This window comes from Jiella avicenniae (genome assembly GCF_021390325.1).
Lineage (GTDB): Bacteria > Pseudomonadota > Alphaproteobacteria > Rhizobiales > Rhizobiaceae > Jiella > Jiella avicenniae.
The window spans coordinates 69,884-92,021 of sequence record NZ_JAJUWU010000018.1 but is presented as its reverse complement, the minus strand read 5'-3'; the positions used below and the strand labels follow the sequence as shown (position 1 = coordinate 92,021).

The following is a 22,138-nucleotide window of genomic DNA, read 5'->3' as shown; positions in this document are numbered from 1 at the left end:
CAGGGAGGTGAAGTGACCATGATGATGAAGACGTTTCTTGCGGGGGTCGCGGCTGCGGTCGTGACGCTGGCGAGCCCGATGGCGGCGAACGCCCAGGACAAGGGCACGATCGGCATCGCCATGCCGACCAAGTCCTCGGCGCGCTGGATCGCCGACGGCGACAACATGGTGAAGCAGTTCAAGGAAGCCGGTTACGACGCGAACCTGCAATATGCCGAGGACGACATTCCGAACCAGGTCAACCAGGTCGAGAACATGATCACCACCGGCGTCGACGCGCTGGTGATCGCGGCGATCGACGGCACGACCCTGTCGAACACGCTGGCCAACGCCGCCGCCGCCGGCATTCCGGTGATCGCCTACGACCGGCTGATCCGCGATTCCGAGAACGTCGATTACTACGCGACCTTCGACAACTTCCAGGTCGGCGTGCAGCAGGCCGAGTCGCTCGTCGACGGCCTGAAGCAGCGCTTCCCCGACCAGGAGAGCTGGAACGTCGAACTCTTCGGCGGCTCGCCGGACGACAACAACGCCTACTTCTTCTACGACGGCGCGATGAGCGTGCTGCAGCCGCTGATCGACGAGGGCAAGATCAAGATCCCCTCCGGCCAGATGGGCATGGACAAGGTCGGCACGCTCCGCTGGGACGGCTCGGTCGCCCAGGCCCGCATGGACAACCTTTTGTCGGCCAACTACACCGGCGACCAGAAGGTCAACGGCGTGCTGTCGCCCTATGACGGCCTGTCCATCGGCATCATCTCCTCGCTGAAGGGCGTCGGCTACGGCTCGGGCGACCTCGAGATGCCGATCATCACCGGCCAGGACGCCGAGGTTCCCTCGGTCAAGGCGATCCTCAGAGGCGACCAGTATTCGACGATCTTCAAGGACACCCGCGAACTCGCCAAGGTGACCGTGCAGATGGTCGACGCCGTCCTCCAGGACAAGGAGCCGGAGGTCAACGACACCAAGACCTACGACAACGGCGTCAAGGTCGTGCCGTCCTATCTGCTCAAGCCGGTTCTGGTCACCAAGGACAACTGGGAAAAGGTCCTGGTCGACTCGGGCTACTACACCGAAGACCAGATCAAGTAGTCCATCCGCCCGGGGCGCCATGCCCCGCGTGACCCATGCGTCGGCGCGCCGGTGTCCTTCCGGCGCGCCGCACCGATCGGGCCAGGCCCGTTCGCGATGGCAAACTTCACGTCCGGGCGCTGCCGGCTCGCGACGCGGACGCTTCGAGACATTCCGTCATGACCACGATTTTGCAGATGCAGGGCATCACCAAGACCTTTCCGGGGGTGATCGCGCTCGACGACGTCAATCTCACCGTCGCGGAAGGCGAGATCCACGCCCTCGTCGGCGAGAACGGCGCCGGCAAATCGACCCTGATGAAGGTCCTGTCCGGCGTCTATCCCCACGGCTCCTATGACGGGGTGATCGAATTCAGGGGCGAGGAATGCCGCTTTTCCGGCATCGCCGATAGCGAAAAGCGCGGCATCATCATCATCCACCAGGAACTTGCACTCGTCCCGCTCCTGTCGATCGCCGAGAACATCTTCCTCGGCAACGAGCGGGCGGCCGGCGGCGTCATCGACTGGCACGAGACCTTCTCCCGCACCCGCGATCTGCTTGCCAAGGTCGGCCTGAAGGAGTCGCCCCAGACGAGGGTGACCGAACTCGGCCTCGGCAAGCAGCAGCTCGTCGAGATCGCCAAGGCCTTGTCGAAGGAGGTCAAGCTTCTGATCCTCGACGAGCCGACCTCGAGCCTCAACGAGACCGATTCCGAGGCGCTGCTCAATCTGTTGCTCGAATTCAAGGCCGCCGGCATTTCGTCGATCCTGATCTCCCACAAGCTGAACGAGATCTCCAAGGTCGCCGACACCATCACCGTCCTGCGCGACGGCGCGGCGGTCTCGACGCTCGACGCCAAAGGCAGCCATGTCGGCGAGGCGGACATCATCCGCGACATGGTCGGCCGCAGCCTCAACGACCGCTATCCGCCGCGCGAGCCGAAGATCGGCGAGACGATCTTCGAGGTAAAGAACTGGACGGCCCATCACCCGCAGCATTCCGAGCGCAAGGTCTGCGACGACGTCAGCTTTCACGTGAAGGCAGGCGAGGTCGTCGGCATCGCCGGGCTGATGGGGGCAGGGCGCACCGAACTCGCCATGAGCCTTTTCGGCAGATCCTATGGCACGAACATTTCCGGCACGGTGGAGATGCACGGGCGTCCGGTGGACGTCTCGACCGTCAACCGCGCGATCTCGGCCGGCATCTGCTACGCCACCGAGGACCGCAAGACCTTCGGCCTCGTCCTCGACGACACCATCCGCCGCAACATTCCGCTCGCCAATCTCGGCGGCATCGCCGACGGCATCGTCATCGACGAGAACCGCGAACTCGCCGTCGCCCGGGACTATCGCGAGCGCATCCGCATCAAGTGCTCCTCGACGGCGCAGGAAGTCGTCAATCTCTCCGGCGGCAACCAGCAGAAGGTGGTGCTGGCGAAATGGCTCTTCGCCGGGCCGGAGGTGCTGATCCTCGACGAGCCGACGCGGGGCATCGACGTCGGCGCGAAATACGAAATCTACGCAATCATCGCCGAGCTTGCGAGGACCGGCAAGGCGATCGTCGTGATCTCCTCGGAGATGCCGGAGCTCCTCGGCGTCACCGACCGGATCTACGTCATGAATGAAGGCCGCTTCGTCGGCGAAATGCCGACGAAGGAAGCGTCGCAGGAAAAGATCATGTCGCTGATCATCCGCTCCGGCCACAGGAACTGAGGAAAAAAGGAATGTCTCAAGAGGCCATTCACCAGCCGGCCGTGACCAAGCCGGCGCCGAGCGGCACGGCCGGCGCGTCGGCGAGCTTCATTCGCAAGCACATGCGCGAATACGGCATCCTTCTGGCGCTGATCGTCATCATGGCGTTCTTCCAGATCGTCACCAACGGCATCTTGCTGAAGCCGATCAACCTGACCAACCTGATCCTGCAGAATTCCTACGTCATCATCATGGCGCTGGGGATGCTGCTCGTCATCGTTTCCGGTCACATCGACCTGTCGGTCGGCTCCGTCCTCGGCTTCGTCGGGGCGCTCGCGGCCGTGATGATCGTCCAGTGGGACATGAACTACATCCTCGCCGGCGTCATCTGCCTCGCCGTCGGCGCCGTCATCGGCGCGATGCAGGGCTACTGGATCGCCTATTGGAAGATCCCGTCCTTCATCGTCACGCTCGCCGGCATGCTGGTGTTCAAGGGGCTGACGCTGTGGGTGCTGGCAGGCCAGTCGGTCGGTCCCTTCCCCCGCGGCTTCCAGCTGATCTCCTCGGGCTTCCTGCCGGACGTTTTCGGCATCAAGGGCTTCAACCTCCTGTCGATGCTGCTCGGCGTCGTCGTCGTCGCGGTGATGCTGTTCTTCGGCTTGCGCTCGCGTTTCCGCAACCGTTCCAGCGGCCATGACGACGAGCCGGCGCTGTTCTTCTTCGGCCGCAACTTCATTCTCGCCGCGGCGATCGTCTACATCACCTGGGCGCTCTCGACCTTCCGGGGCTTTCCGAACGTTCTCGTGGTGATGGCGCTTCTCATCGCCGTCTATTCCTTCATCACCTCGCGCACCACCATCGGGCGGCGGATCTACGCCGTCGGCGGCAACGAGAAGGCGACGCGGCTGTCCGGCATCAACACCGAGCGGCTGGTGTTCTTCACCTTCGCCAACATGGGCATGCTGGCGGCTCTCGCCGGCCTCGTCTTCGCGGCCCGCCTCAACACCGCGACGCCCAAGGCCGGCCTCGGCTTCGAGCTCGACGTCATCGCCGCCGTCTTCATCGGCGGCGCCTCGATGGCCGGCGGCGTCGGCACGATCATCGGCGCGGTGATCGGCGCATTCATCATGGGCGTGATGAACAACGGCATGTCGATCCTCGGTATCGGTATCGACTACCAGCAGGTGATCAAGGGCCTCGTGCTGCTCGTCGCCGTGATCTTCGACGTCTACAACAAGAACCGGGCCTGAGGCACATGGCACCCGTGAAACTCGGCCTCGTCGGCATCGGCAAGATCGCCCGCGACCAGCATCTGCCGTCGCTGTCGCGCAGTTCCGACTTCGACCTCGTCGCGGCGGCGAGCCGCAATGCCGGCGTCGACGGCATCGCCAATTTCGCTTCGACCGAAGAGATGCTGGAGGCGATGCCGGAGATCGCGGCCGTCTCGCTCTGCATGCCGCCGCAGGCGCGGCACGCGGTCGCGGCCGAGGCGCTGGCCAAGGGCAAGCACGTGATGCTGGAAAAGCCGCCCGGCGCGACCCTGTCCGAGGTCGAACATCTCGCCGGCCTCGCGGCTTCGCACGGTGTCTCGCTCTTCGCCAGCTGGCATTCGCGCGAGGCGCCGGGCGTCGGGCCGGCACGCGATTGGCTGAAGGGCCAGCGCATCCGCAAGGTCGCCGTAACCTGGAAGGAGGACGTGCGCCTTTGGCATCCGGGGCAGGACTGGATCTTCGAGCCGGGCGGCCTCGGCGTCTTCGATCCGGGCATCAACGCCCTGTCGATCGTGACGCGGATCCTGCCCTTCCCGATCTGGCTGACCGGCGCCGAACTGACCTTTCCGGAAAACCGCCAGGCGCCGATCGCCGCGTCGCTCGTCTTCGCCGGGCCGGGCGGCGAGGCGGTCGAGGCGGAACTGGATTTCCGCCAGACCGGGCCGCAGACCTGGGACATCGTCGTGGAGACCGATGGCGGGACGCTGACGCTCTCCATGGGCGGGGCGAAGCTCAGCATTGACGGCGAGGAGCAGGCGATGGCGCCGGAGGCCGAATATGACGGCCTTTATGCCCGCTTCGCCGAACTGATCTCGGCCGGGCAGTCCGACGTCGACCCGTCGCCGCTCCGCCATGTCGCGGACGCTTTCCTGTTCGGGCGGCGGGCCGTCACCGAACCGTTCTTCTTCGATCCGCCGGCGGCCCTGTGAGCACGGCCTTCGCAGCCCTCGTCGACTGGGGCACGACGTCCTTCCGCCTCTGGCTGGTCGGCGAAGACGGAACCGTTCTCGCCGAACGCCGCGGCGGCGAGGGGATGGCGACGGCCGCCGAGGAACCGGGCGGCTTTGCCGGCGTGCTCGACCGCCATCTCGCGGCTGTTTCCGTTCCGGCCGATCTGCCGGTGGTCGCCTGCGGCATGGTCGGGGCGAAGCAGGGCTGGCTCGAGGCGCCCTATGTCGAGACGCCCGCCGATCCGGACAGTCTCGCGGCCGGCGCGGTCAAGGTGCCGGGCGCCGAGCGGCCGGTCTTCATCCTGCCGGGGGTCTGCCAGCGCGCCGACGGCCGGTTTGACGTGATGCGCGGCGAGGAGACGCAGATCCTCGGCCTCGAAACATCGCAGGATCGGCAGGACGGCCGTGAACTCGTCTGCCTGCCGGGCACCCATTCGAAGTGGGTTACGCTGGAAAAGGGACGCCTCGCTGGCTTCGCCACCTTCGTCACCGGCGATCTTTTCGCCGCCATTGCCGGGCATACGATTCTCCGGCACTCGTTGACGACGGGCGACGATCGCTTCGACGCGGCTTCGTTCGCTGAGGCCGCGCGGGCCGCATTCGCGCATCCGGCGGAAATCTCCAACCGGCTCTTCGCCATCCGCGCCGGCGGGCTGCTCGCCCCCGAAGCGGCGCCGCATGCGGCCTCGACCCTGTCCGGGCTCCTCATCGGCCTCGAACTCGCCGGCGCCGCCAGCCGCTTCGGCGGGCTCGGCGGTCACGTCGTCCGGCTCGTCGCCGCCGGCCCGCTCGCCGCGCGCTACCGGGCGGCCTTTTCGGCCCTCGGTCTCGACGCGACCGCAGAGGACGGCGAGGCGGCGGTGCGGCGCGGCCTTCTCGCCGCTGCAAGAAGGATCCTGACATGAGCGAACCGACGCGCCCTCGCGCACCCTGGCCGAAACTGAAGCGCGATCTCGTCGCGATCCTGCGGGGTCTCGCGCCGAACGACTGCCGGGCGGTCGTCTCCGGCCTGATCGAGGCCGGGTTCGAGGCGATCGAGATCCCGCTCAACTCGCCGGATCCGTTCCGCTCGATCGAGACGGCATCGCTGCTCGCTCCGGACGGCGTGCTGATCGGCGCCGGCACGGTGCTCGACGTCGCCTCCGTCGATCGTCTCGCCGACTGCGGCGGTGAGCTTCTCGTCAGCCCGAACGTCGACGCCGCCGTGCTCGCCCGCGCCCGCGAGCAAGGCCTCGTCACCATGCCCGGCGTCTTTACGGCGACCGAAGCGCTCGCCGCCGCCGCCCTCGGTGCCTCGGCGCTGAAGTTCTTTCCGGCGAGCGTTCTCGGCCCGTCGGGCATCGCGGCGATCCGCGCCGTGCTTCCCGCCGGCCTGCCGATCGGCGCGGTCGGCGGCGTCTCGGAAAAGGACTTCGCCGCCTATGCCGCCGGCGGCATCCGCACCTTCGGCCTCGGCTCGTCGCTCTTCCGGCCGGGCGACGACGCGGCCACGGTCAAGGCCCGAGCCGAGAAGACGGTCGCGGCATACGACGCAGTATTCGGGGGTTAGACGGCGGTCACACCGCCGTCCTCACCGCCTCGTCGATGTAGATCGCCCGCAGACGCCGGGCGATCTCTCCCGGTACGCCCTCGCCGATCTTCTGGCCGTCGATCTCGACCACCGGCAGGACGAAGCTCGACGCCGAGGTGATGAAGGCCTCGCGCGCGGCGAGGGCTTCCTCGACGGAAAACGGCCGCTCCTCGACGGCGAGCCCGGTCTCGGCGGCGAGACGCAGCACCGACGTCCGGGTGATCCCCGGCAGGATGGCGGGCGAAAGGGGCCGGGTGACCAGCGCGCCCTCGGCGTTGACGATATAGGCGTTGTTGGACGTGCCTTCGGTGACGAAGCCGTCCTCGACCAGCCAGGCGTCGTCGACGCCCCGCCGCTTCGCCTCGGTCTTGGCCATCGAGGGATAGAGCAGCTGCACCGTCTTGATGTCCCGGCGCGCCCATCGAAGGTCCGGCAGGGTGACGATCCTCAAGCCGGTTCTCGCCGCCGGCCGGTCGCGCAGCTGCCCGGTCTGGGTGAAGAGGACGAGCGAGGGCCTGATGTCGCCGGACGGGAACAGGAAATCGCGGTCGGCGGCGCCGCGCGAGACCTGCATGTAGATCATCCCCTCGGCCAAAGCGTTCTTGTCGACGAGCTGCCGGTGGATCGACAGGAGTTCGTCCTCGCTCGCCGGCGCCGGGATCGAAAGTTCGGCCATCGATCGGCGCAGCCGTGCCATGTGCCCGGAAAAGTCGATCAGCTTGCCGTCGAGGACGCTCGTCACCTCGTAGACGCCGTCGGCGAACAGGAAGCCGCGGTCGAAGATCGACACCACCCCCTGGTTTTCCGGGCAGAAGACGCCGTTCACATAGACCGTGCGCATCGCGTTCCTCCATCTCGGGGCCGCCTGGCCCCCGGCGCGCGACCATAAGGGCGAGGGTCTCGGCGGCGCAATATCGCCGGCGGTTTGCCGGCCGCCAATGAATCCAGTTTTACGAAAGCTTCAGGAGATCGGCGCGACAATCGCGGCCATTGTTGCGTATCCAGGACCCCGCCATGGTGGACCAGTCGTTCGATCGAATCCTCGAGGGGGTCGCCGCCCGTCACGAAGGCAAGGGCTGGCGCTCGGTGTTCGGCCGGGCGTCGGACGGCGTCATGTCGGTGATCGGCATCCGGCGCGGCCCGAAGATCGCCGAGAGCGTCGAGCGGACCGCTGCCGCCCGCGCGGCTTACGAGGAAGCGCTCGAGGCGGAAGATTTCTCCGAATTCGACGAGCCGGAGCCGGTGAAGCCTGCCGAGCCGCCCCGCGCCGCCTCGCAGCGGGCGGAAAAGCGCCCCGAGCCGCCGCAGGATTTCGAGGCGCGGCACCCGGGCGACCGGACGCGGAGGACGCCGGAGCCGACGCCTCCCGGCGGCAACCGCGGCACCGGCTCCGCCACCGAGGCCGGCGCCGCCTATGCGAGGACGGTCCGTGAGGCGCAGCCCGGCGCGCCGAGCACCGACCCTTACGACATCGCGATGGAACTGGACATTCTCTCGCTCGCCAGCGTCAAGGATCTCCTCGAAGCGCGCCGCAATTTCGCCCGGACCAACCATCCGGACCGCGTGGCGATCGGCTTCCGGTCCGAAGCGACGACCCGCATGCAGATCGCCAATCGCCTCGTCGACGATGCCGTCGCCAGGATGAGCGGGCAGGCGCGGCGGTAGGGCGGGCAGGGCTTCGGCGCCGTCAGCGAAAGATCCGGCGCCGTGCTGCCGCCGGCCGGCTTCCCATCGCCGCCCGTGCCGGGATAAGGCTCCGTGAGCGTCCGTGCGCCGGTTCCGTTCTCGGGATCGTGGCGGGGCGAAACGATGATCCCGGGACGATTTCGCTGATGACCGACGGACTTCCTCTTCCTTCTCCCGGCGGATCGGCCACGCCCCTCCAGCGCGCCCGGGGCCGGCTCGATCTGAGGGTCAAGGCGGCGGGCGGGCGCACCCGGCTCGAGGATCTCCACCAGGCCGGCTGCCTGAAGCTGCGTTTTCCGAAAGTGCCCGGCGAAACCAGCGAGGCCGTCCTGATCAACACCGCCGGCGGGCTGACCGGCGGGGACGTTCTCGATCAGCGCTTTGCCGTCGGCACCGGCGCGGGCCTTTCTCTCACCACCCAGGCCTGCGAGCGGATCTACCGGGCGAGTTCCGGCCGGGCCGAGGTGGCGACGCGGCTGAGCGTCGAGGCGGGGGGCTTCCTCGCCTTCCTGCCGCAGGAGACCATCCTCTTCGACGAGAGCGCGCTTGCCCGCAGGCTGGAACTCGACGCCGCCGACGAGGCCGAGTTCGTCCTTTGCGAGAGCGTCATTCTCGGCCGCGAGATGATGGGCGAGAGCGTCCGGCGGGGGCTCTTCCGCGAGAGCTGGCGCATTCGCGTCGGGGGGCGGCTCGCCTTCGCCGACGAGACCCGGCTCGAAGGCGACATCGCCGGGCGGACCGGCGCTGCGGCCTCGCTCGCCGGCAACCGCGCCTTCGCCACCCTCGTCGCCAGGCGCGCGGCGCCCGAAACCTTCCTCGCCCCGCTTCGCGAAGCGGTCGGCGAAAGCGGCGGCGCCAGCCTCGTCGACGGGGTGATCGTCGCGCGGCTCGTCGCTCCCTCCGGCTTTCTTCTCAGAAAGCGGCTGGTTCCGGCCATCGCGGCACTGGCAAAGGCTGCCGTCCCGCGGATATGGTCGCTCTGACCTTATCCGAACTTCCGACCCGATCTTCGAGGACGACACGATGCAGCTCACCCCCCGCGAAAAGGACAAGCTCCTCGTCTCCATGGCGGCCGTCGTCGCCCGGAAGCGGCTGGAGCGCGGCGTGAAGCTGAACCATCCCGAGGCCATCGCTCTCATCACCGACTTCGTCGTCGAGGGCGCACGCGACGGCCGCAGCGTCGCCGACCTGATGGAGGCCGGCGCCAAGGTGATCACCCGCGACCAGGTGATGGAGGGCATCGCCGAGATGATCCACGACGTCCAGGTGGAGGCGACGTTCCCGGACGGCACCAAGCTCGTGACGGTGCACGAGCCGATCCGTTGAGGGCGCAGGCGCTCCGGATGCCGGAGGGTTCGCAGACCATTCATTGACGGAGCATCACGCCGAAGGGTCTCTGGAGAGCCCTTCGCAAGATTTCTCTTGCCCGAAATTTTTATCTGACTTAAGTCAGTTATCATGTTTCTAGATCCCGTCTCCCGCTTTCGCCGTTTCGCCCGCGCTTCCGTCAGCGAGGTGGGCGCGCTCGACCATTCCTTTCTCGGCCGCGGCCGACCGCTCGGCGTCGCCCGCGTCCTCAATGCCATCGGACACGGCAAGGGCGACGTCAGCGAAATCCGCGCCTATCTCGGGCTCGACTCGGGGCTGGTCAGCCGGATGCTGCGGGGCCTGGAGGAGGAGGGTCTCGTCGAGACCACGCCCGATCCGGCCGACGGTCGCAGGCGCATCGTCACGCTGACGCCGGCCGGGGAGGCGGAGTTCGCCGCCTATGAGGCCCTGTCCGACGACCGGGCGCGGCACGCGCTGGCCCGCCACGCCAACCCCGAGGCCTTGCTGGCGGCGATGGATCTCGTCGCCTCGGCCTTCGGCCGAGACCAGATCGCGCTGCGCGAAGTGGATCCCCGATCGGACGTCGCCCGCTATTGCCTCGGCGAATATTATGCCGAACTCGCGCGCCGCTTCGAGCGGGGCTTCGACGTGGCGCTCTCGGCCGATCCCGAAGCCGGGAGCATGATTCGTCCCCGCGGTGCATTTGTCGTCGCCTTTTCCGACGACATGCCGGTCGGATGCGTCGGCCTGAAGGGCACCTGCGCCGACTATGCCGAGGTCAAGCGGCTCTGGGTGGCGCCGGCGGCCCGAGGGCTGGGGCTTGCCTGGAAGATCATGGCGCAGGTCGAGGCGATTGCGCGCGAACTCGGCGTGCCCCTCCTGCGGCTCGACACCAACAAGGCGCTTCCCGAGGCGGTCGCCATGTACCGCAAATCCGGCTGGACGGAGATCGACCGCTTCAACGACGATCCCTATCCGGACTTTTTCTTTGAAAAGCGGCTTTGATTTCTAACTGTTCTCCCATCGACCGAGTTCACCCTGCCGCGTGAACCGGCGAGACCGGCGCGGCATTCCGTCATGGAGGTTGGCACGATGTCCCTCGACCGTTTCATCGCAGCCCAGGACCAGGTCTACGAGACCGCGCTCGACGAATTGAAGGCGGGCGCGAAGCGCACGCATTGGATGTGGTTCGTCTTTCCGCAGATCGAGGGGCTCGGCTCCTCGCCGACGGCGCGGCGCTACGCCATAACCTCGCTCGCCGAGGCGAAGGACTACGCCGCTCACGAGATTCTCGGCCGGCGGCTGCGCGATTGTACCGAAGCCGTCCTCACCCATCCCGGCAAGTCGGCCCATGCCATCTTCGGCTCGCCCGACGACATGAAGTTCCATTCCTCGATGACTCTGTTCCATCGCGCCGCGCCGCAGGAGGCGTTCTATGGCGATGCGCTCGACGTGTTCTTCGACGGCAAGGAAGACGAGGCGACGCTCGCAAGGATCTGAGCGCCTCCTGCCCGGCCCGCCTCACGGTCGCCCTTATCCCGAAGTGCGGGCGAAGCGAGCCTCGAAGGGCGAGGGGCTCCTGCAGCGCCAGCCAGCCGCCTCGCTCGTCGAGGCGAATCTTTATGGTCACGTCACGAGGACTGGCGTCGAGACGTCCGTTCGCCCAGCCCATTTGTTGACATAAGAATATCTTTATGTGATCTGGATGGCGACCCAGAAGGACAAGCGACGCTCATGACCTCCACGACCGAACAGCTCTTCGGGCCGTTGACCGACGGCCGCAATCCCGTTGAGGCGTTCGAGGCGCTGAAACAGGCCGCCAGCGAACGCATTCTCATTCTCGACGGCGCCATGGGGACCGAGATCCAGCTTCTCGGCCTCGGCGAGGACGATTTCCGCGGCCACCGTTTCGGCGCCTGCGAATGTCATCTGCAGGGCAACAACGACCTCCTCAACCTGACCCAGCCGCAGGCGATCGAGGACATCCACTACGCCTATGCAATGGCCGGCGCGGACATCCTGGAGACCAACACCTTCTCCTCGACGACCATCGCCCAGGCCGACTACCAGATGGAAGATCAGGTCTACGAGCTCAACCGCGACGGCGCACGCCTCGCCCGCAGAGCGGCGATCCGCGCCGAGCAGACCGACGGCAGGCGCCGTTTCGTCGCCGGTGCGCTCGGCCCGACGAACCGCACCGCCTCGATCTCGCCCGACGTCAACAATCCCGGCTATCGCGCCGTCACCTTCGACGATCTGCGCATCGCCTATGGCGAGCAGCTGCGCGGCCTGATCGACGGCGGCGCCGACATCGTGCTCATCGAAACGATCTTCGACACCTTGAACGCCAAGGCGGCGATCTTCGCCTGCGAGGAGATCTTCGAGGAAAAGGGCGTGCGCCTGCCGGAGATGATCTCTGGCACGATCACCGACCTCTCCGGCCGCACGCTCTCCGGCCAGACGCCGACGGCCTTCTGGCATTCGGTGCGCCACGCCAGGCCCTTCACCATCGGGCTGAACTGCGCCCTCGGCGCGGCGGCGATGCGCGACCATCTCGCCGAGATCTCGAACGCCGCCGACACCTTCGTCTGCGCCTATCCGAATGCCGGTCTGCCGAACGAATTCGGCGAATACGACCAGAGCCCGGAGGCGATGGCGAAAGAGGTCGAGGTCTTCGCCAAGGAAGGCCTTGTCAACGTCGTCGGCGGCTGCTGCGGCTCGACGCCCGATCACATCAAGGCCGTCGCCGAGATGCTGAAGGCCCACAAGCCGCGGAAGATCCCGACCGTCGAGCGGCGGATGAAGCTGTCGGGCCTCGAGCCTTTCACGCTGACCAAGGACATCCCCTTCGTCAATGTCGGCGAGCGGACCAACGTGACCGGCTCGGCGCGTTTCCGCAAGCTGATCAAGGATAACGACTATCCGGCGGCTCTCGAGGTCGCCCGGCAGCAGGTCGAAAACGGCGCCCAGGTCATCGACGTCAACATGGACGAGGGGCTGATCGACTCCAAGCAGGCGATGGTCGACTATCTCAACCTCGTCGCCGCCGAGCCGGACATCGCCAAGGTGCCGGTGATGATCGATTCCTCGAAATTCGAGGTGATCGAGGCGGGCCTGAAATGCGTTCAGGGCAAGGCGCTGGTCAATTCCATCTCGATGAAGGAGGGCGAGGAGGCGTTCCTCGCCCAGGCAAGGCTCATCCAGCGCTACGGCGCGGCCGTGGTGGTCATGGCCTTCGACGAAAAGGGCCAGGCGGACAGCTACGAGCGCAAGGTCGAGATCTGCACCAAGGCCTATCAACTCCTGACCGAGAAGGCGGGCTTCGCGCCGGAGGACATCGTCTTCGATCCGAACATCTTCGCGGTCGCGACCGGCATCGAGGAGCACAATCCCTATGGCGTCGCCTTCATCGAGGCGACCCGGACGATCCGTCAGACCCTGCCGCACGCCCACGTCTCCGGCGGCGTGTCGAACCTCTCCTTCTCCTTCCGCGGCAACGAGGCCGTGCGCGAGGCGATGCACGCGGTGTTCCTCTACCACGCCATCCAGGCGGGCATGGACATGGGAATCGTCAATGCCGGCCAGCTCGCCGTCTACGACACCATCGACCCGGAACTGCGCGAGGCCTGCGAGGACGTCATCCTCAACCGCGTGCCGAAGGACGGCGGCGACCCGACCGAGCGGATGCTGGATCTCGCCGAACGCTACAAGGGTCAGGGCGGCGGCAAGGCCAAGGAGAAAGACCTTTCCTGGCGCGAGAAGCCGGTGAACGAGCGCCTCGCCCATGCGCTCGTCAACGGCATCACCGAATATATTGAGGCCGACACCGAGGAGGCGCGCGCGGCCGCCGAGCGCCCGCTGCACGTCATCGAAGGCCCGCTGATGGACGGCATGAACATCGTCGGCGACCTGTTCGGCTCCGGCAAGATGTTCCTGCCCCAGGTGGTGAAGTCGGCCCGCGTCATGAAGCAGGCGGTCGCCTATCTGATGCCCTACATGGAAGAGGAAAAGCGCCTTGCGGGCGGCGAGGGCCGCAAGAATGCCGGCAAGGTGCTGATGGCGACGGTGAAGGGCGACGTCCACGACATCGGCAAGAACATCGTCGGCGTCGTTCTCGCCTGCAACAACTACGAGGTCATCGATCTCGGGGTCATGGTGCCGGCGGCGAAGATCCTCGAAACGGCGAAGAAGGAAGAGGTCGACATCATCGGCCTGTCCGGCCTGATCACCCCCTCGCTCGACGAGATGGTGCACGTCGCCTCCGAAATGGAGCGCGAGGGCTTCGACATCCCGCTGCTCATCGGCGGGGCGACGACCAGCCGCGTCCATACGGCGGTGAAGATCCACCCGCAATACGAACGCGGCCAGAGCATCTACGTCACCGACGCCTCCAGGGCCGTCGGCGTCGTCTCGAACCTTTTGTCCGAGGAAAATCGCGACAAGACGATCGCCAACGTGCGCGAGGAATACCGGAAGGTCGCCGAGGCGCACGAAAAGTCGGAGCGCGACAAGAAGCGCCTGTCGCTCGCCGCGGCGCGAGACAATGCGATGAAGATCGACTGGTCGGGCTTCGAGGCGAAGGCGCCGTCCTTCCTCGGCACCAAGGTGTATCAGGAATTCGATCTCGCCGATCTCGCCGCTCATATCGACTGGACGCCGTTCTTCCAGACCTGGGAGATGAAGGGACGCTATCCGGCGATCCTCGAGGACGAACGCCAGGGCGAGGCGGCGCGCGCGCTGTTTGCCGACGCGCAGGCGATGCTGAAGCAGATCGTCGACGAAAAATGGTTCCGGCCGAAGGCGGTGGTCGGTTTCTGGCCGGCCAATGCGGTCGGAGACGACATCAGGCTGTTTTCCGACGAGGCCCGCAAGGACGAGCGCGCGACGTTCTATACGCTGCGCCAGCAGCTCGCCAAGCGCGGCGACCGGCCGAACCTCGCCCTGTCGGATTTCGTCGCGCCGCAGGACAGCGGCAAGGCGGACTATGTCGGCGGCTTCGTCGTCACCGCCGGCATCGAGGAAGAGGCGATCGCCAATCGCTTCGCCAAGGCCAACGACGACTACGCCTCGATCATGGTCAAGGCGCTGGCCGACCGCTTCGCCGAAGCCTTCGCCGAGCGCATGCATGCGCTGGTGCGCACCGACCTCTGGGGCTATGCGCCGGGCGAGACCTACACGCCGGAGGAACTGATCGCCGAGCCCTATGCCGGCATCCGTCCCGCGCCCGGCTATCCGGCCCAGCCGGACCACACCGAGAAGCTCACCTTGTTCGAGCTGCTCGACGCGGAAAAGGAGATCGGCGTCAAGCTCACCGAAAGCCTTGCCATGTGGCCGGGCTCCTCGGTGTCCGGGCTCTATATCGGCCATCCGGATTCGCACTATTTCGGTGTCGCCAAGGTCGAGCGCGATCAGGTCGAGGATTATGCGACCCGCAAGGGCATGTCGGTCGAAGAGGTCGAGCGCTGGCTCGCCCCGGTGCTGAACTACGTGCCGAAGCCGCGGGCGAACGAGGCGGTCGACGAGGCGGCCTGATCGTTTCGGGCCGGCGGCCTGCGGGTCGGCTTCCTCGCCTCCCCCCGGCCGCGACGGCATCGCGATCGCATTGACGGAAAATGCGATCGCGTCGGCGGATCGTGGCGCGGCGCAATGGATTTTCCGGTTCGGCGCGGGTTTTTGGAATTTCCGACGCTGCGGCTTTGCGATCCGGCAATTATGTTTGTACGCTAATGATCTCATCATTGGCTTGCGGGCCGGATCGCGCTACCGGACGACCCGGAACGCCCGCCGTGGCGGCCCCGGGATGACCTTGATCCGGTGCCGTAAGGCGCCGCCGCGCCATAGGACGAACGAGAGAGGCAATTGGCATGAGTTCTGTCGCCACCAGCGAAGCCGAAACGGCATTTCCGATCCCGGCGAACGTCTTCGCCGAGACGGTGACGGCGGTGAAGCACTACACCGACCGCCTGTTCTCCTTCCGCATGACGCGGCCGCAAAGCTTCCGCTTCCGCTCCGGCGAGTTCGTCATGATCGGGCTGCCCAACGCCGAAAAGCCGGTCTACCGCGCCTATTCGATCGCCAGCCCCGCCTGGGACGAGGAACTCGAATTCTTCTCGATCAAGGTGCCGGGCGGCCCGCTCACCGAGCATCTGCAGAAGATCAAGGTCGGCGACACGGTGCTGATGCGCAAGAAGCCGACGGGCACGCTGGTGCACGACGCGCTGCTGCCGGGCAAGCGCCTGTTCCTGTTCTCGACCGGCACCGGCATCGCCCCCTTCGCCTCGGTGATCCGCGATCCGGAGACCTATGAGAAGTTCGACCAGGTCATCCTCACCCAGACCTGCCGCGAGAATGCCGAGCTGAACTACGGCCGGGAACTCGTGGAAAATACCAGGAACGACGAGCTGATGAGCGAGTTCGTCGGCGACAAGCTGATGTTCCACGCCAGCGCCACGCGCGAAGGCGAGACCAGGGGCCACCGGGTCACCACCCTGATCGAGAACGGCAAGCTGTTCACCGACCTCGGCATCGAGCCGCTGAACCCCGAGACCGACCGGGCGATGATCTGCGGCTCGATGGCGATGCTGCGCGAGATCGAGGGCCTGCTCCAGGCGCGGGGTTTCGAGGAAGGCGCCAACAACAAGCCCGGCACCTACGTCGTCGAGCGGGCGTTCGTCGACTGACGCATTTATCAAGCGTGAGCCAGGAAGCGGGAGGCTGATGCCGTACAAACGAGCGTCCGTATAACAACGATGGCGTCGCCTGCCGTGCGAATGATGTCGTAGCTTTCAGACGGAACACTGCCGGATCGCGGCGGTGGTGCTCCGAGGCGCGGCGTCGGAATCGTGGTGCTATTGCGTCGATCCACACGAGGGTGCACCATCCGCCAATGAAGGTCGCGGGCTTCGATTGGGACGGAGGCAACTGGCCGAAGTGTGGCCGTCACGGCGTTTCGCGAGACGAGATCGAGACGCTGTTTCGTGCGGGTCCGGCCGTGTACGCCGATCCGAACCACTCGGCGACCGAGCAGCGTCTTCGGGCGATCGGACGAACTCTCGGCGATCGCTGGCTGTTTGTCGCCTTCACCTATCGTCGGCGCGAGGGAAGGACCCTGGTAAGGCCGGTCAGCGCCCGCTACATGCACGGCAAGGAGGTGGCGTTTTATGACGGACGCAAAGTCGTTGAAGAAAATGCCGGCACTCTTGACCGACGAGGCGGCTGAAGAGTTCGTGGCGACCGCCGATTTGACGGAGTACGATCTGTCACACTTCGTGCCCACGGCCTTTGAATTTTCCGACGAGGAAGAGGTCAACGTCACCCTGCCGAAGGTGCAGCTCGATGCCGTGAAGGCGCTTGCCGAGCGCCGTGGTGTGCCTTACCGACGTCTCATGCGTGAGCTGATCGAGATCGGCCTGAAAACCGCCTAGGTCATGCCGTGGAGCCGCATCTCGCGGCGTCCTGACGGCCGATCCTGAGGAGCAGAGTTCCCTGCATATGGGATGAAAGTCGCCAGGACGAGAGTGCGTTGACCGCAGGCGTGAGTGTTTCCGGGCAGCGGAACCATCTCGCTCAGACCTCCGGATCGAACTGTGGCTCGGGCAGACCCGGCACGTCGGTCTGCATGGCGAAGACGCCGCCGGAATGGGGAAGACGCTCCAGTTCCTCCGCCGGGCGGCCGTCGCGCGCCGAGGTGACGTAGAGCGTCTCGAGGTCCTTGCCGCCGAAGGCCACCATCGTCGTGCACATCGCCGGCACCGGATATTCGCCGAGAAGCTCGCCCTTGGGTGAATAGCGCCGGACCCGACCGCCCTCGTAGAGCGCCGACCAGTAGCAGCCCTCGGCGTCCACCGCCGCGCCGTCCGGGCGGCCCTTGTCGTCGCCGACATTCGTCACCTTGGCGAAGATCCGGCGGCCCGTCGCCTCGCCGCTCGCGACGTCGTAGTCATAGGCGTAGATCGTGCGGGCCGACGTATCGGAGTGGTACATGGTGCGGCCATCCGGCGCGAAGGCGAGGCCGTTGGATGTCCACAGGCCGGATTCGATCTGCGCCAGACCGCATCTGTCGAAGCGGTAGAGACCCGCGGTGCCGCCAGCCTTCATCTCGTCGATCGTGCCGAGGAAGAACCGGCCGCGGGGGTCGGTGCGCCCGTCGTTGATGCGGTTGGTCGCGTTCGGCTCGGGGTTCGGCGCCAGCATGGCGCGCCGCTCGCCGTTCGGGCCGAGATGCCAGACGCCCGAGCGCAGGCCGGCGACGAAGCCGCCGTCCTTGCGGATGGCGAAGCAGCCGATCTCTTCCGACAGGCCGATCGTGGTGTGGCGTCCGGTCTCCGGCTCGAAGCGATGGAGCTTCATGCCCTTGATGTCGACGAAGTAGAGCGCCCGCTCGGGGCCCGACCAGACCGGGCACTCGCCGAGGGCGCACTTGGCGTCGAGGACGAGAGAAAATGGCGAGGTCATCGGAATCTCCTTGGGGAATGCGCGAACCGCCGCCGCCTCGGTTCGATGTCTGCCGGGCCGCCTGGCGCCTCCTTGCCGTGGCCGGTCACCTGCGGCAGGCCATCCGGGTGGCAAGGGCCGTCGGCCCGGATACGGGGCCGTCAAACATTACCGGAGGATGAATTCTGCACGCCGCAGCCGCCGATCTTTACAAGACGTCTTCCCGTCGCCTTCACCAGATGCAAGTAATGTATGCGTTGATGTCGGGCCTGATCGGGGCCGCTCGGGAGGCGGCGCAGGCGACGACGAACTGCGGGAGGAAACCAGCATGCAGCGCAGACAGTTCATCCAGAGCGTAGCGGGCGGCGTCGCGGCCACGGCTTTCGGCGGCCTGATGGGGCGCCCCGCCTTCGCGGCGGAGGGCAAGTGCATCGTCCCATGGGCCTCCGACACCAAGATGATCAAGCGCGAGGCCAAGAGCGGCCCGTTCAACATCGCCCTGTCGAATTCCTACATCGGCAACACCTGGCGCACCGAGATGGTGCAGATCGCCAAGGCCTATACCGAGCGCGACGAGGTCAAGCCGCTCATCAAGAGCTTTCAGGCGACGAGCTCCGGCAACGAGGTCAGCGCCCAGATCGCCCAGATGAACCAGATGATCCTGTCGGGCGTCGATGCGATCATCCTGAACGCGGCCTCGCCGACGGGGCTCAACTCGGTGATCGACCAGGCCGCGGATGCCGGGATCCTCGTCGTCTCCTTCGACAACGTGGTGACGACGGACAAGGCCGTCACGGTCAATGAAGACCAGTACGAGATGGGCAAGCAGTGGGCCGACTTCGTCGTCGACAAGACCGGCGGCAAGGGCAACGTCCTGATGGTCCGCGGCGTCGCCGGCACCTTCGTCGATCAGGAGCGCACCCGCGCGGCGAACGACGTCTTCGGCAAGCACCCCGAGATCAAGACCACCGAGATCTACGGCAACTGGGACGACGGAACGGCCCAGAAGGTGACCGCCAACGCGCTCGCCTCCGGCACCAAGTTCGACGGCGTCTGGAGCCAGGGTGGCGACACCGGCGTGGTCCGCGCCTTCCAGCAGGCCGGGCTCGACGTTCCGCCGATCGCCGGCGAGGCGGAGAACGGCTTCCGCAAGCTGGCTTCCGAGCTGAAGTTCCCGATGCTCTCGATCGGCCAGTCGCCGGCGCTTTCGGCGCTGTCGATCATGGTGGCGCTCGACATCCTGCAGGGCAAGGAAACGCCCCAGTCTGTCTCGGCGCCGCTGCCGATGGCGACAACGGATACGTTGAAGTCCGGCGAGAACTTCTTTCCGGAGCTGCCCGACAGCTTCTTCACGCCGATCTCGATCCCCGTCTGCGGGCTCGATTTCACCGCCGAGCAGATCCTCAAGCAGAAGGTCTGACGCCGGAAAGATGCCGGGTTCCGGCGCATGGCGGGCGGGCGTCTTCCCTCCCGCCGGCCGCCGGTTTCCGAGCTCCGGCCGGTGCCCGCCTCGGGCCCTGAGGCCGGTGTTTCGTCTCCGCGCGGGCCGGACGTCCTCCGGCCCGCGCCCATTGGCGGAGAGTGTCCTTGAGTTCCCATCCAGATCCGACGTCTCCTTCGGCTTCCCGCGCATCTGCCGGCGAGGGCACGCTTCTCGAGGCGAGAGGCATCTCCAAGAGCTTCGGCGGCGTCCATGCGCTCGAGGACGCCGATTTTTCCTGCGAGGCCGGCGAGATCCATGCGCTGCTCGGCGCCAACGGCGCCGGCAAGTCGACGCTGGTCAAGGTGCTGAGCGGTGTCCAGCGCGCCGATGCGGGGACGATCGCGCTCGGTGGCGAGACCGTCAGCTTCGCCGGGCCGGCCGACGCCGCCCGTCACGGCGTCGCGACGGTGTTTCAGGAGCTGTCGCTGTTCCCCCATCTCACCGTCGCCGAGAACATCCTGATCGGCCATCAGCCGACCGGCTTTCTCGGGCAGATCAGCCAGCGGCGGATGCGGGCCGAGGTGCGCGGGCTGTTCGATAGCCTCGGCGTCGATCACATTGCGCCCGGCGCCCATGTCTCCGACCTGTCGCTCGCCGATCGGCAGCTCGTCGAGATCTTCAAGGCGCTGTCGAAGAAACCGAAGCTCCTGATCCTCGACGAGGGCACCTCGGCCCTCGGCCGCAAGGAAGTGCAGCGGCTGTTCGATCTCCTGCGCAAGCTGAAGGCGGGCGGCACGTCGGTGATCTTCATCTCGCACCGGATGAGCGAGATCCGCGAATTCGTCGACCGGATGACGATCTTCCGCAACGGCCGGCACGTCGCGACCGTCAAGGCCGCTGAGGCCAGCGACGGCGAGATCGTCGAGATGATGCTCGGCCAACGGGTCGAGCGGTCCTTTCCCGAAAAGACCGCAGTCGAGACGAACGCCCCGCCGCTGCTCGAACTCTCCGGCTTTTCGGCCGGCTCCGGCCTTCACGACATCTCGCTTTCCCTGAGGCGCGGCGAGGTGCTGGGGCTCGCCGGCCTCGAGGGACAGGGGCAGGGGACGCTGCTCCTGGCGCTCTTCGGCGCCTATCGCGGCATCGGGGGCGAGGTGACGATAGCCGGCAAGCCCGCGAAGGTCGCGAGCCCGTGGGACGCCAAGGCGAGCGGCATCGCGCTGATCCCGGAGGATCGAAAGACCGAAGGTCTCGTCCTGCCGATGAGCGTCAGAGAGAACATCACCTTCTCCGTGCTCGGCCGCCTCGGCCGTTTCGGCTTCGTCAGTCCTGCCAAGGAAAAGGCCTTCGTCGCGCGGATGATGGAGCGTCTCGCGGTCAAGGCGGCGTCGATGGAGCTGCCGGCCCGCTCGCTCTCCGGCGGCAACCAGCAGAAGCTGGTTCTGGCCAAATGGCTGGAGACGGGCGCCGACGTCTTCCTTTTCTACGATCCGACGCGGGGCATCGACGTCGGCACCAAGCAGGCCTTCTACGAGCTGATCGTCGGCCTGACGCGCGAGGGCAAGGGCGTGATCCTCTATTCCACCGAGACCAGCGAACTCATCGGCCTCTGCCACCGCGTCGCCGTGATGGACGACGGGCGGATCGCCCTGACGCTTCAGGGCGACGACATCACCGAACAGGACATCCTCGCCGCCTCGCTCGGCGTCGGGCGGGGGCGGGGCGAGGGCGCCGCCGTGATGGAGGCAGCCCAATGATCCTGCGTCGCTACAAGACCTCGTTGCTCGCCATCGTCGGCCTCGTGCTTCTGCTCGGCTATTACTGGTATCAGCAGCCGCTGATCGTCTCGCCCTTCGGCTTCCGGCTGCTCGCCAACCAGGGCACGACGCTGGCGCTGGCGGCGCTGGCCCAGCTCACGGTCGTCCTCACCGGCGGCGTGGACCTCTCGGTCGGGGCCATCGTCAGCCTCTCCAACGCGATCGCGGCCACCTATATGGGCGACAGCCCGTGGAGCGTCTTCGGCGTCGTCCTGCTGACCCTCGGTGCCGGTGCCGGCGCGGGGCTCGTCAACGGCCTTCTCGTCGCCTATGGCCGCATCCAGCCGATCATCGTGACGCTCGCGACGCTCTACGTCTATTCCGGCTTCGCGCTCCTCATCCGCCCGCAGCCGGGCGGCTCGGTGCCCGGCTATTACGCCTCGACGCTGACCGGCGCCTGGGGCTGGCTCCCCTATTCGCTGATCGTGCTTCTGGTGATCACGCTCGCCTTCCGCATGCCGATCATGCGCTCGCGCCTCGGCACGGCGATCTACGCCGTCGGCGACAATCCCGGCGGGGCGCACATGTCCGGCATAAACGTGCCGCGCACCCTCGTTTCGGCCTATGTGATCGGCGGCGTCCTCGCCGCCTGCGCCGGCCTGTTCCTCACCGCCCAGACGACCTCCGGCGATGCCACCGTCGGCACGTCCTACACGCTGAACTCGGTCGCGGCCGTGGTCTTCGGCGGGGCGATCCTCGGCGGCGGCAGGGGCGTCGCACTCGGGCCGATCGTCGCGGCCTTCTTCATCTCGATCATCATCTCGGTGCTCTTCGCCGCCGGCGTCTCGTCCTTCTACCAGAGCGTCTTTCAGGGGGCGATCCTGATCCTCGTCCTGATGTTCGGCAACGCCTGGACGCTGCGGGCCCGCAACCGTCTGACCGTCCTCAGGAGCTGAC

At 66.7% G+C, this 22,138-nt stretch carries 20 protein-coding genes; 18 read left to right on the top strand and 2 right to left on the bottom strand.

Annotated elements, in window-relative coordinates:
- The first annotated feature begins 24 nt into the window (after window positions 1-24).
- The 6 genes from chvE (at window position 25) to LZD57_RS17450 (ending at window position 6,532) form a co-directional block, all read left to right on the top strand.
- The gene (chvE, locus tag LZD57_RS17475; protein ID WP_233720838.1) at window positions 25-1,092 is read left to right on the top strand and encodes a multiple monosaccharide ABC transporter substrate-binding protein; all 1,068 of its coding nucleotides are present in this window, start codon (window positions 25-27) and stop codon (window positions 1,090-1,092) included.
- A 158-nt stretch (window positions 1,093-1,250) separates the two neighbouring features.
- Window positions 1,251-2,783: a multiple monosaccharide ABC transporter ATP-binding protein gene (gene mmsA, locus LZD57_RS17470; protein ID WP_233720769.1), complete on the top strand. Its 1,533-nt coding sequence runs from the start codon at window positions 1,251-1,253 to the stop codon at window positions 2,781-2,783.
- An 11-nt stretch (window positions 2,784-2,794) separates the two neighbouring features.
- Window positions 2,795-4,012 carry a multiple monosaccharide ABC transporter permease gene (mmsB, locus tag LZD57_RS17465; RefSeq protein WP_420844831.1) on the top strand — a complete coding sequence of 406 codons (1,218 nt, stop codon included), beginning with the start codon at window positions 2,795-2,797 and terminating at the stop codon, window positions 4,010-4,012.
- Between the two features lie 5 nt (window positions 4,013-4,017).
- Entirely contained in the window at window positions 4,018-4,962 is a 945-nt protein-coding gene (locus LZD57_RS17460) for a Gfo/Idh/MocA family protein (protein WP_233720768.1), read from the top strand.
- Complete coding sequence (locus LZD57_RS17455; RefSeq protein WP_233720767.1) at window positions 4,959-5,888, top strand: 2-dehydro-3-deoxygalactonokinase; 930 nt, start codon at window positions 4,959-4,961, stop codon at window positions 5,886-5,888. The genes LZD57_RS17460 and LZD57_RS17455 overlap by 4 nt, the downstream gene beginning before the upstream one ends.
- Window positions 5,885-6,532: a 2-dehydro-3-deoxy-6-phosphogalactonate aldolase gene (locus tag LZD57_RS17450; RefSeq protein WP_233720766.1), complete on the top strand. Its 648-nt coding sequence runs from the start codon at window positions 5,885-5,887 to the stop codon at window positions 6,530-6,532. Before LZD57_RS17455 ends, LZD57_RS17450 begins: the two co-directional genes overlap by 4 nt.
- A gap of 7 nt (window positions 6,533-6,539) precedes the next feature.
- Here LZD57_RS17450 and LZD57_RS17445 read toward each other — a convergent pair whose 3' ends face one another.
- The gene (locus LZD57_RS17445) at window positions 6,540-7,394 is read right to left on the bottom strand and encodes a D-amino-acid transaminase (protein WP_233720765.1); all 855 of its coding nucleotides are present in this window, start codon (window positions 7,392-7,394) and stop codon (window positions 6,540-6,542) included.
- A 173-nt stretch (window positions 7,395-7,567) separates the two neighbouring features.
- Here LZD57_RS17445 and LZD57_RS17440 point away from each other — a divergent pair, with 173 nt between their 5' ends.
- From LZD57_RS17440 to LZD57_RS17400, 9 genes are all read left to right on the top strand, one after another.
- Complete coding sequence (locus LZD57_RS17440) at window positions 7,568-8,218, top strand: hypothetical protein (RefSeq protein WP_233720764.1); 651 nt, start codon at window positions 7,568-7,570, stop codon at window positions 8,216-8,218.
- A gap of 167 nt (window positions 8,219-8,385) precedes the next feature.
- Window positions 8,386-9,222 (top strand): urease accessory protein UreD, encoded by an 837-nt coding sequence (locus tag LZD57_RS17435; RefSeq protein ID WP_233720763.1) that lies wholly within the window; start codon window positions 8,386-8,388, stop codon window positions 9,220-9,222.
- 40 nt (window positions 9,223-9,262) lie between these two features.
- Window positions 9,263-9,565, top strand: a complete 303-nt coding sequence (locus LZD57_RS17430) for an urease subunit gamma (protein ID WP_163466018.1) — start codon at window positions 9,263-9,265, stop codon at window positions 9,563-9,565.
- 132 nt (window positions 9,566-9,697) lie between these two features.
- Window positions 9,698-10,573: a bifunctional helix-turn-helix transcriptional regulator/GNAT family N-acetyltransferase gene (locus LZD57_RS17425; protein WP_233720762.1), complete on the top strand. Its 876-nt coding sequence runs from the start codon at window positions 9,698-9,700 to the stop codon at window positions 10,571-10,573.
- An 87-nt stretch (window positions 10,574-10,660) separates the two neighbouring features.
- Complete coding sequence (locus LZD57_RS17420) at window positions 10,661-11,068, top strand: DUF1810 domain-containing protein (protein ID WP_233720761.1); 408 nt, start codon at window positions 10,661-10,663, stop codon at window positions 11,066-11,068.
- A gap of 234 nt (window positions 11,069-11,302) precedes the next feature.
- Window positions 11,303-15,100, top strand: a complete 3,798-nt coding sequence (gene metH / locus LZD57_RS17415) for a methionine synthase (protein ID WP_233720760.1) — start codon at window positions 11,303-11,305, stop codon at window positions 15,098-15,100.
- A gap of 332 nt (window positions 15,101-15,432) precedes the next feature.
- Window positions 15,433-16,248 (top strand): ferredoxin--NADP reductase, encoded by an 816-nt coding sequence (locus LZD57_RS17410; protein ID WP_233720759.1) that lies wholly within the window; start codon window positions 15,433-15,435, stop codon window positions 16,246-16,248.
- 206 nt (window positions 16,249-16,454) lie between these two features.
- On the top strand, window positions 16,455-16,787 hold the full coding sequence (locus LZD57_RS17405; protein ID WP_233720758.1) for a BrnT family toxin: 333 nt from the start codon (window positions 16,455-16,457) through the stop codon (window positions 16,785-16,787).
- Window positions 16,768-16,992, top strand: coding sequence for a CopG family antitoxin (locus tag LZD57_RS17400; RefSeq protein ID WP_233720757.1), 225 nt, complete (start codon window positions 16,768-16,770; stop codon window positions 16,990-16,992). Before LZD57_RS17405 ends, LZD57_RS17400 begins: the two co-directional genes overlap by 20 nt.
- Window positions 16,993-17,134: 142 nt before the next feature.
- Here LZD57_RS17400 and LZD57_RS17395 read toward each other — a convergent pair whose 3' ends face one another.
- Window positions 17,135-18,022, bottom strand: coding sequence for an SMP-30/gluconolactonase/LRE family protein (locus tag LZD57_RS17395; protein ID WP_233720756.1), 888 nt, complete (start codon window positions 18,020-18,022; stop codon window positions 17,135-17,137).
- A 307-nt stretch (window positions 18,023-18,329) separates the two neighbouring features.
- On the opposite strand from LZD57_RS17395, the gene LZD57_RS17390 reads away from it, so the two are divergent.
- The 3 genes from LZD57_RS17390 (at window position 18,330) to LZD57_RS17380 (ending at window position 22,137) form a co-directional block, all read left to right on the top strand.
- Entirely contained in the window at window positions 18,330-19,421 is a 1,092-nt protein-coding gene (locus tag LZD57_RS17390) for a sugar ABC transporter substrate-binding protein (RefSeq protein ID WP_233720755.1), read from the top strand.
- Window positions 19,422-19,588: 167 nt separating this feature from the next.
- A complete protein-coding gene (locus LZD57_RS17385) occupies window positions 19,589-21,181 on the top strand; it encodes a sugar ABC transporter ATP-binding protein (RefSeq protein WP_233720754.1) in 1,593 nt (530 codons plus the stop codon).
- Window positions 21,178-22,137, top strand: coding sequence for an ABC transporter permease (locus LZD57_RS17380; RefSeq protein ID WP_233720753.1), 960 nt, complete (start codon window positions 21,178-21,180; stop codon window positions 22,135-22,137). The genes LZD57_RS17385 and LZD57_RS17380 overlap by 4 nt, the downstream gene beginning before the upstream one ends.
- Window position 22,138 lies beyond the last annotated feature (1 nt).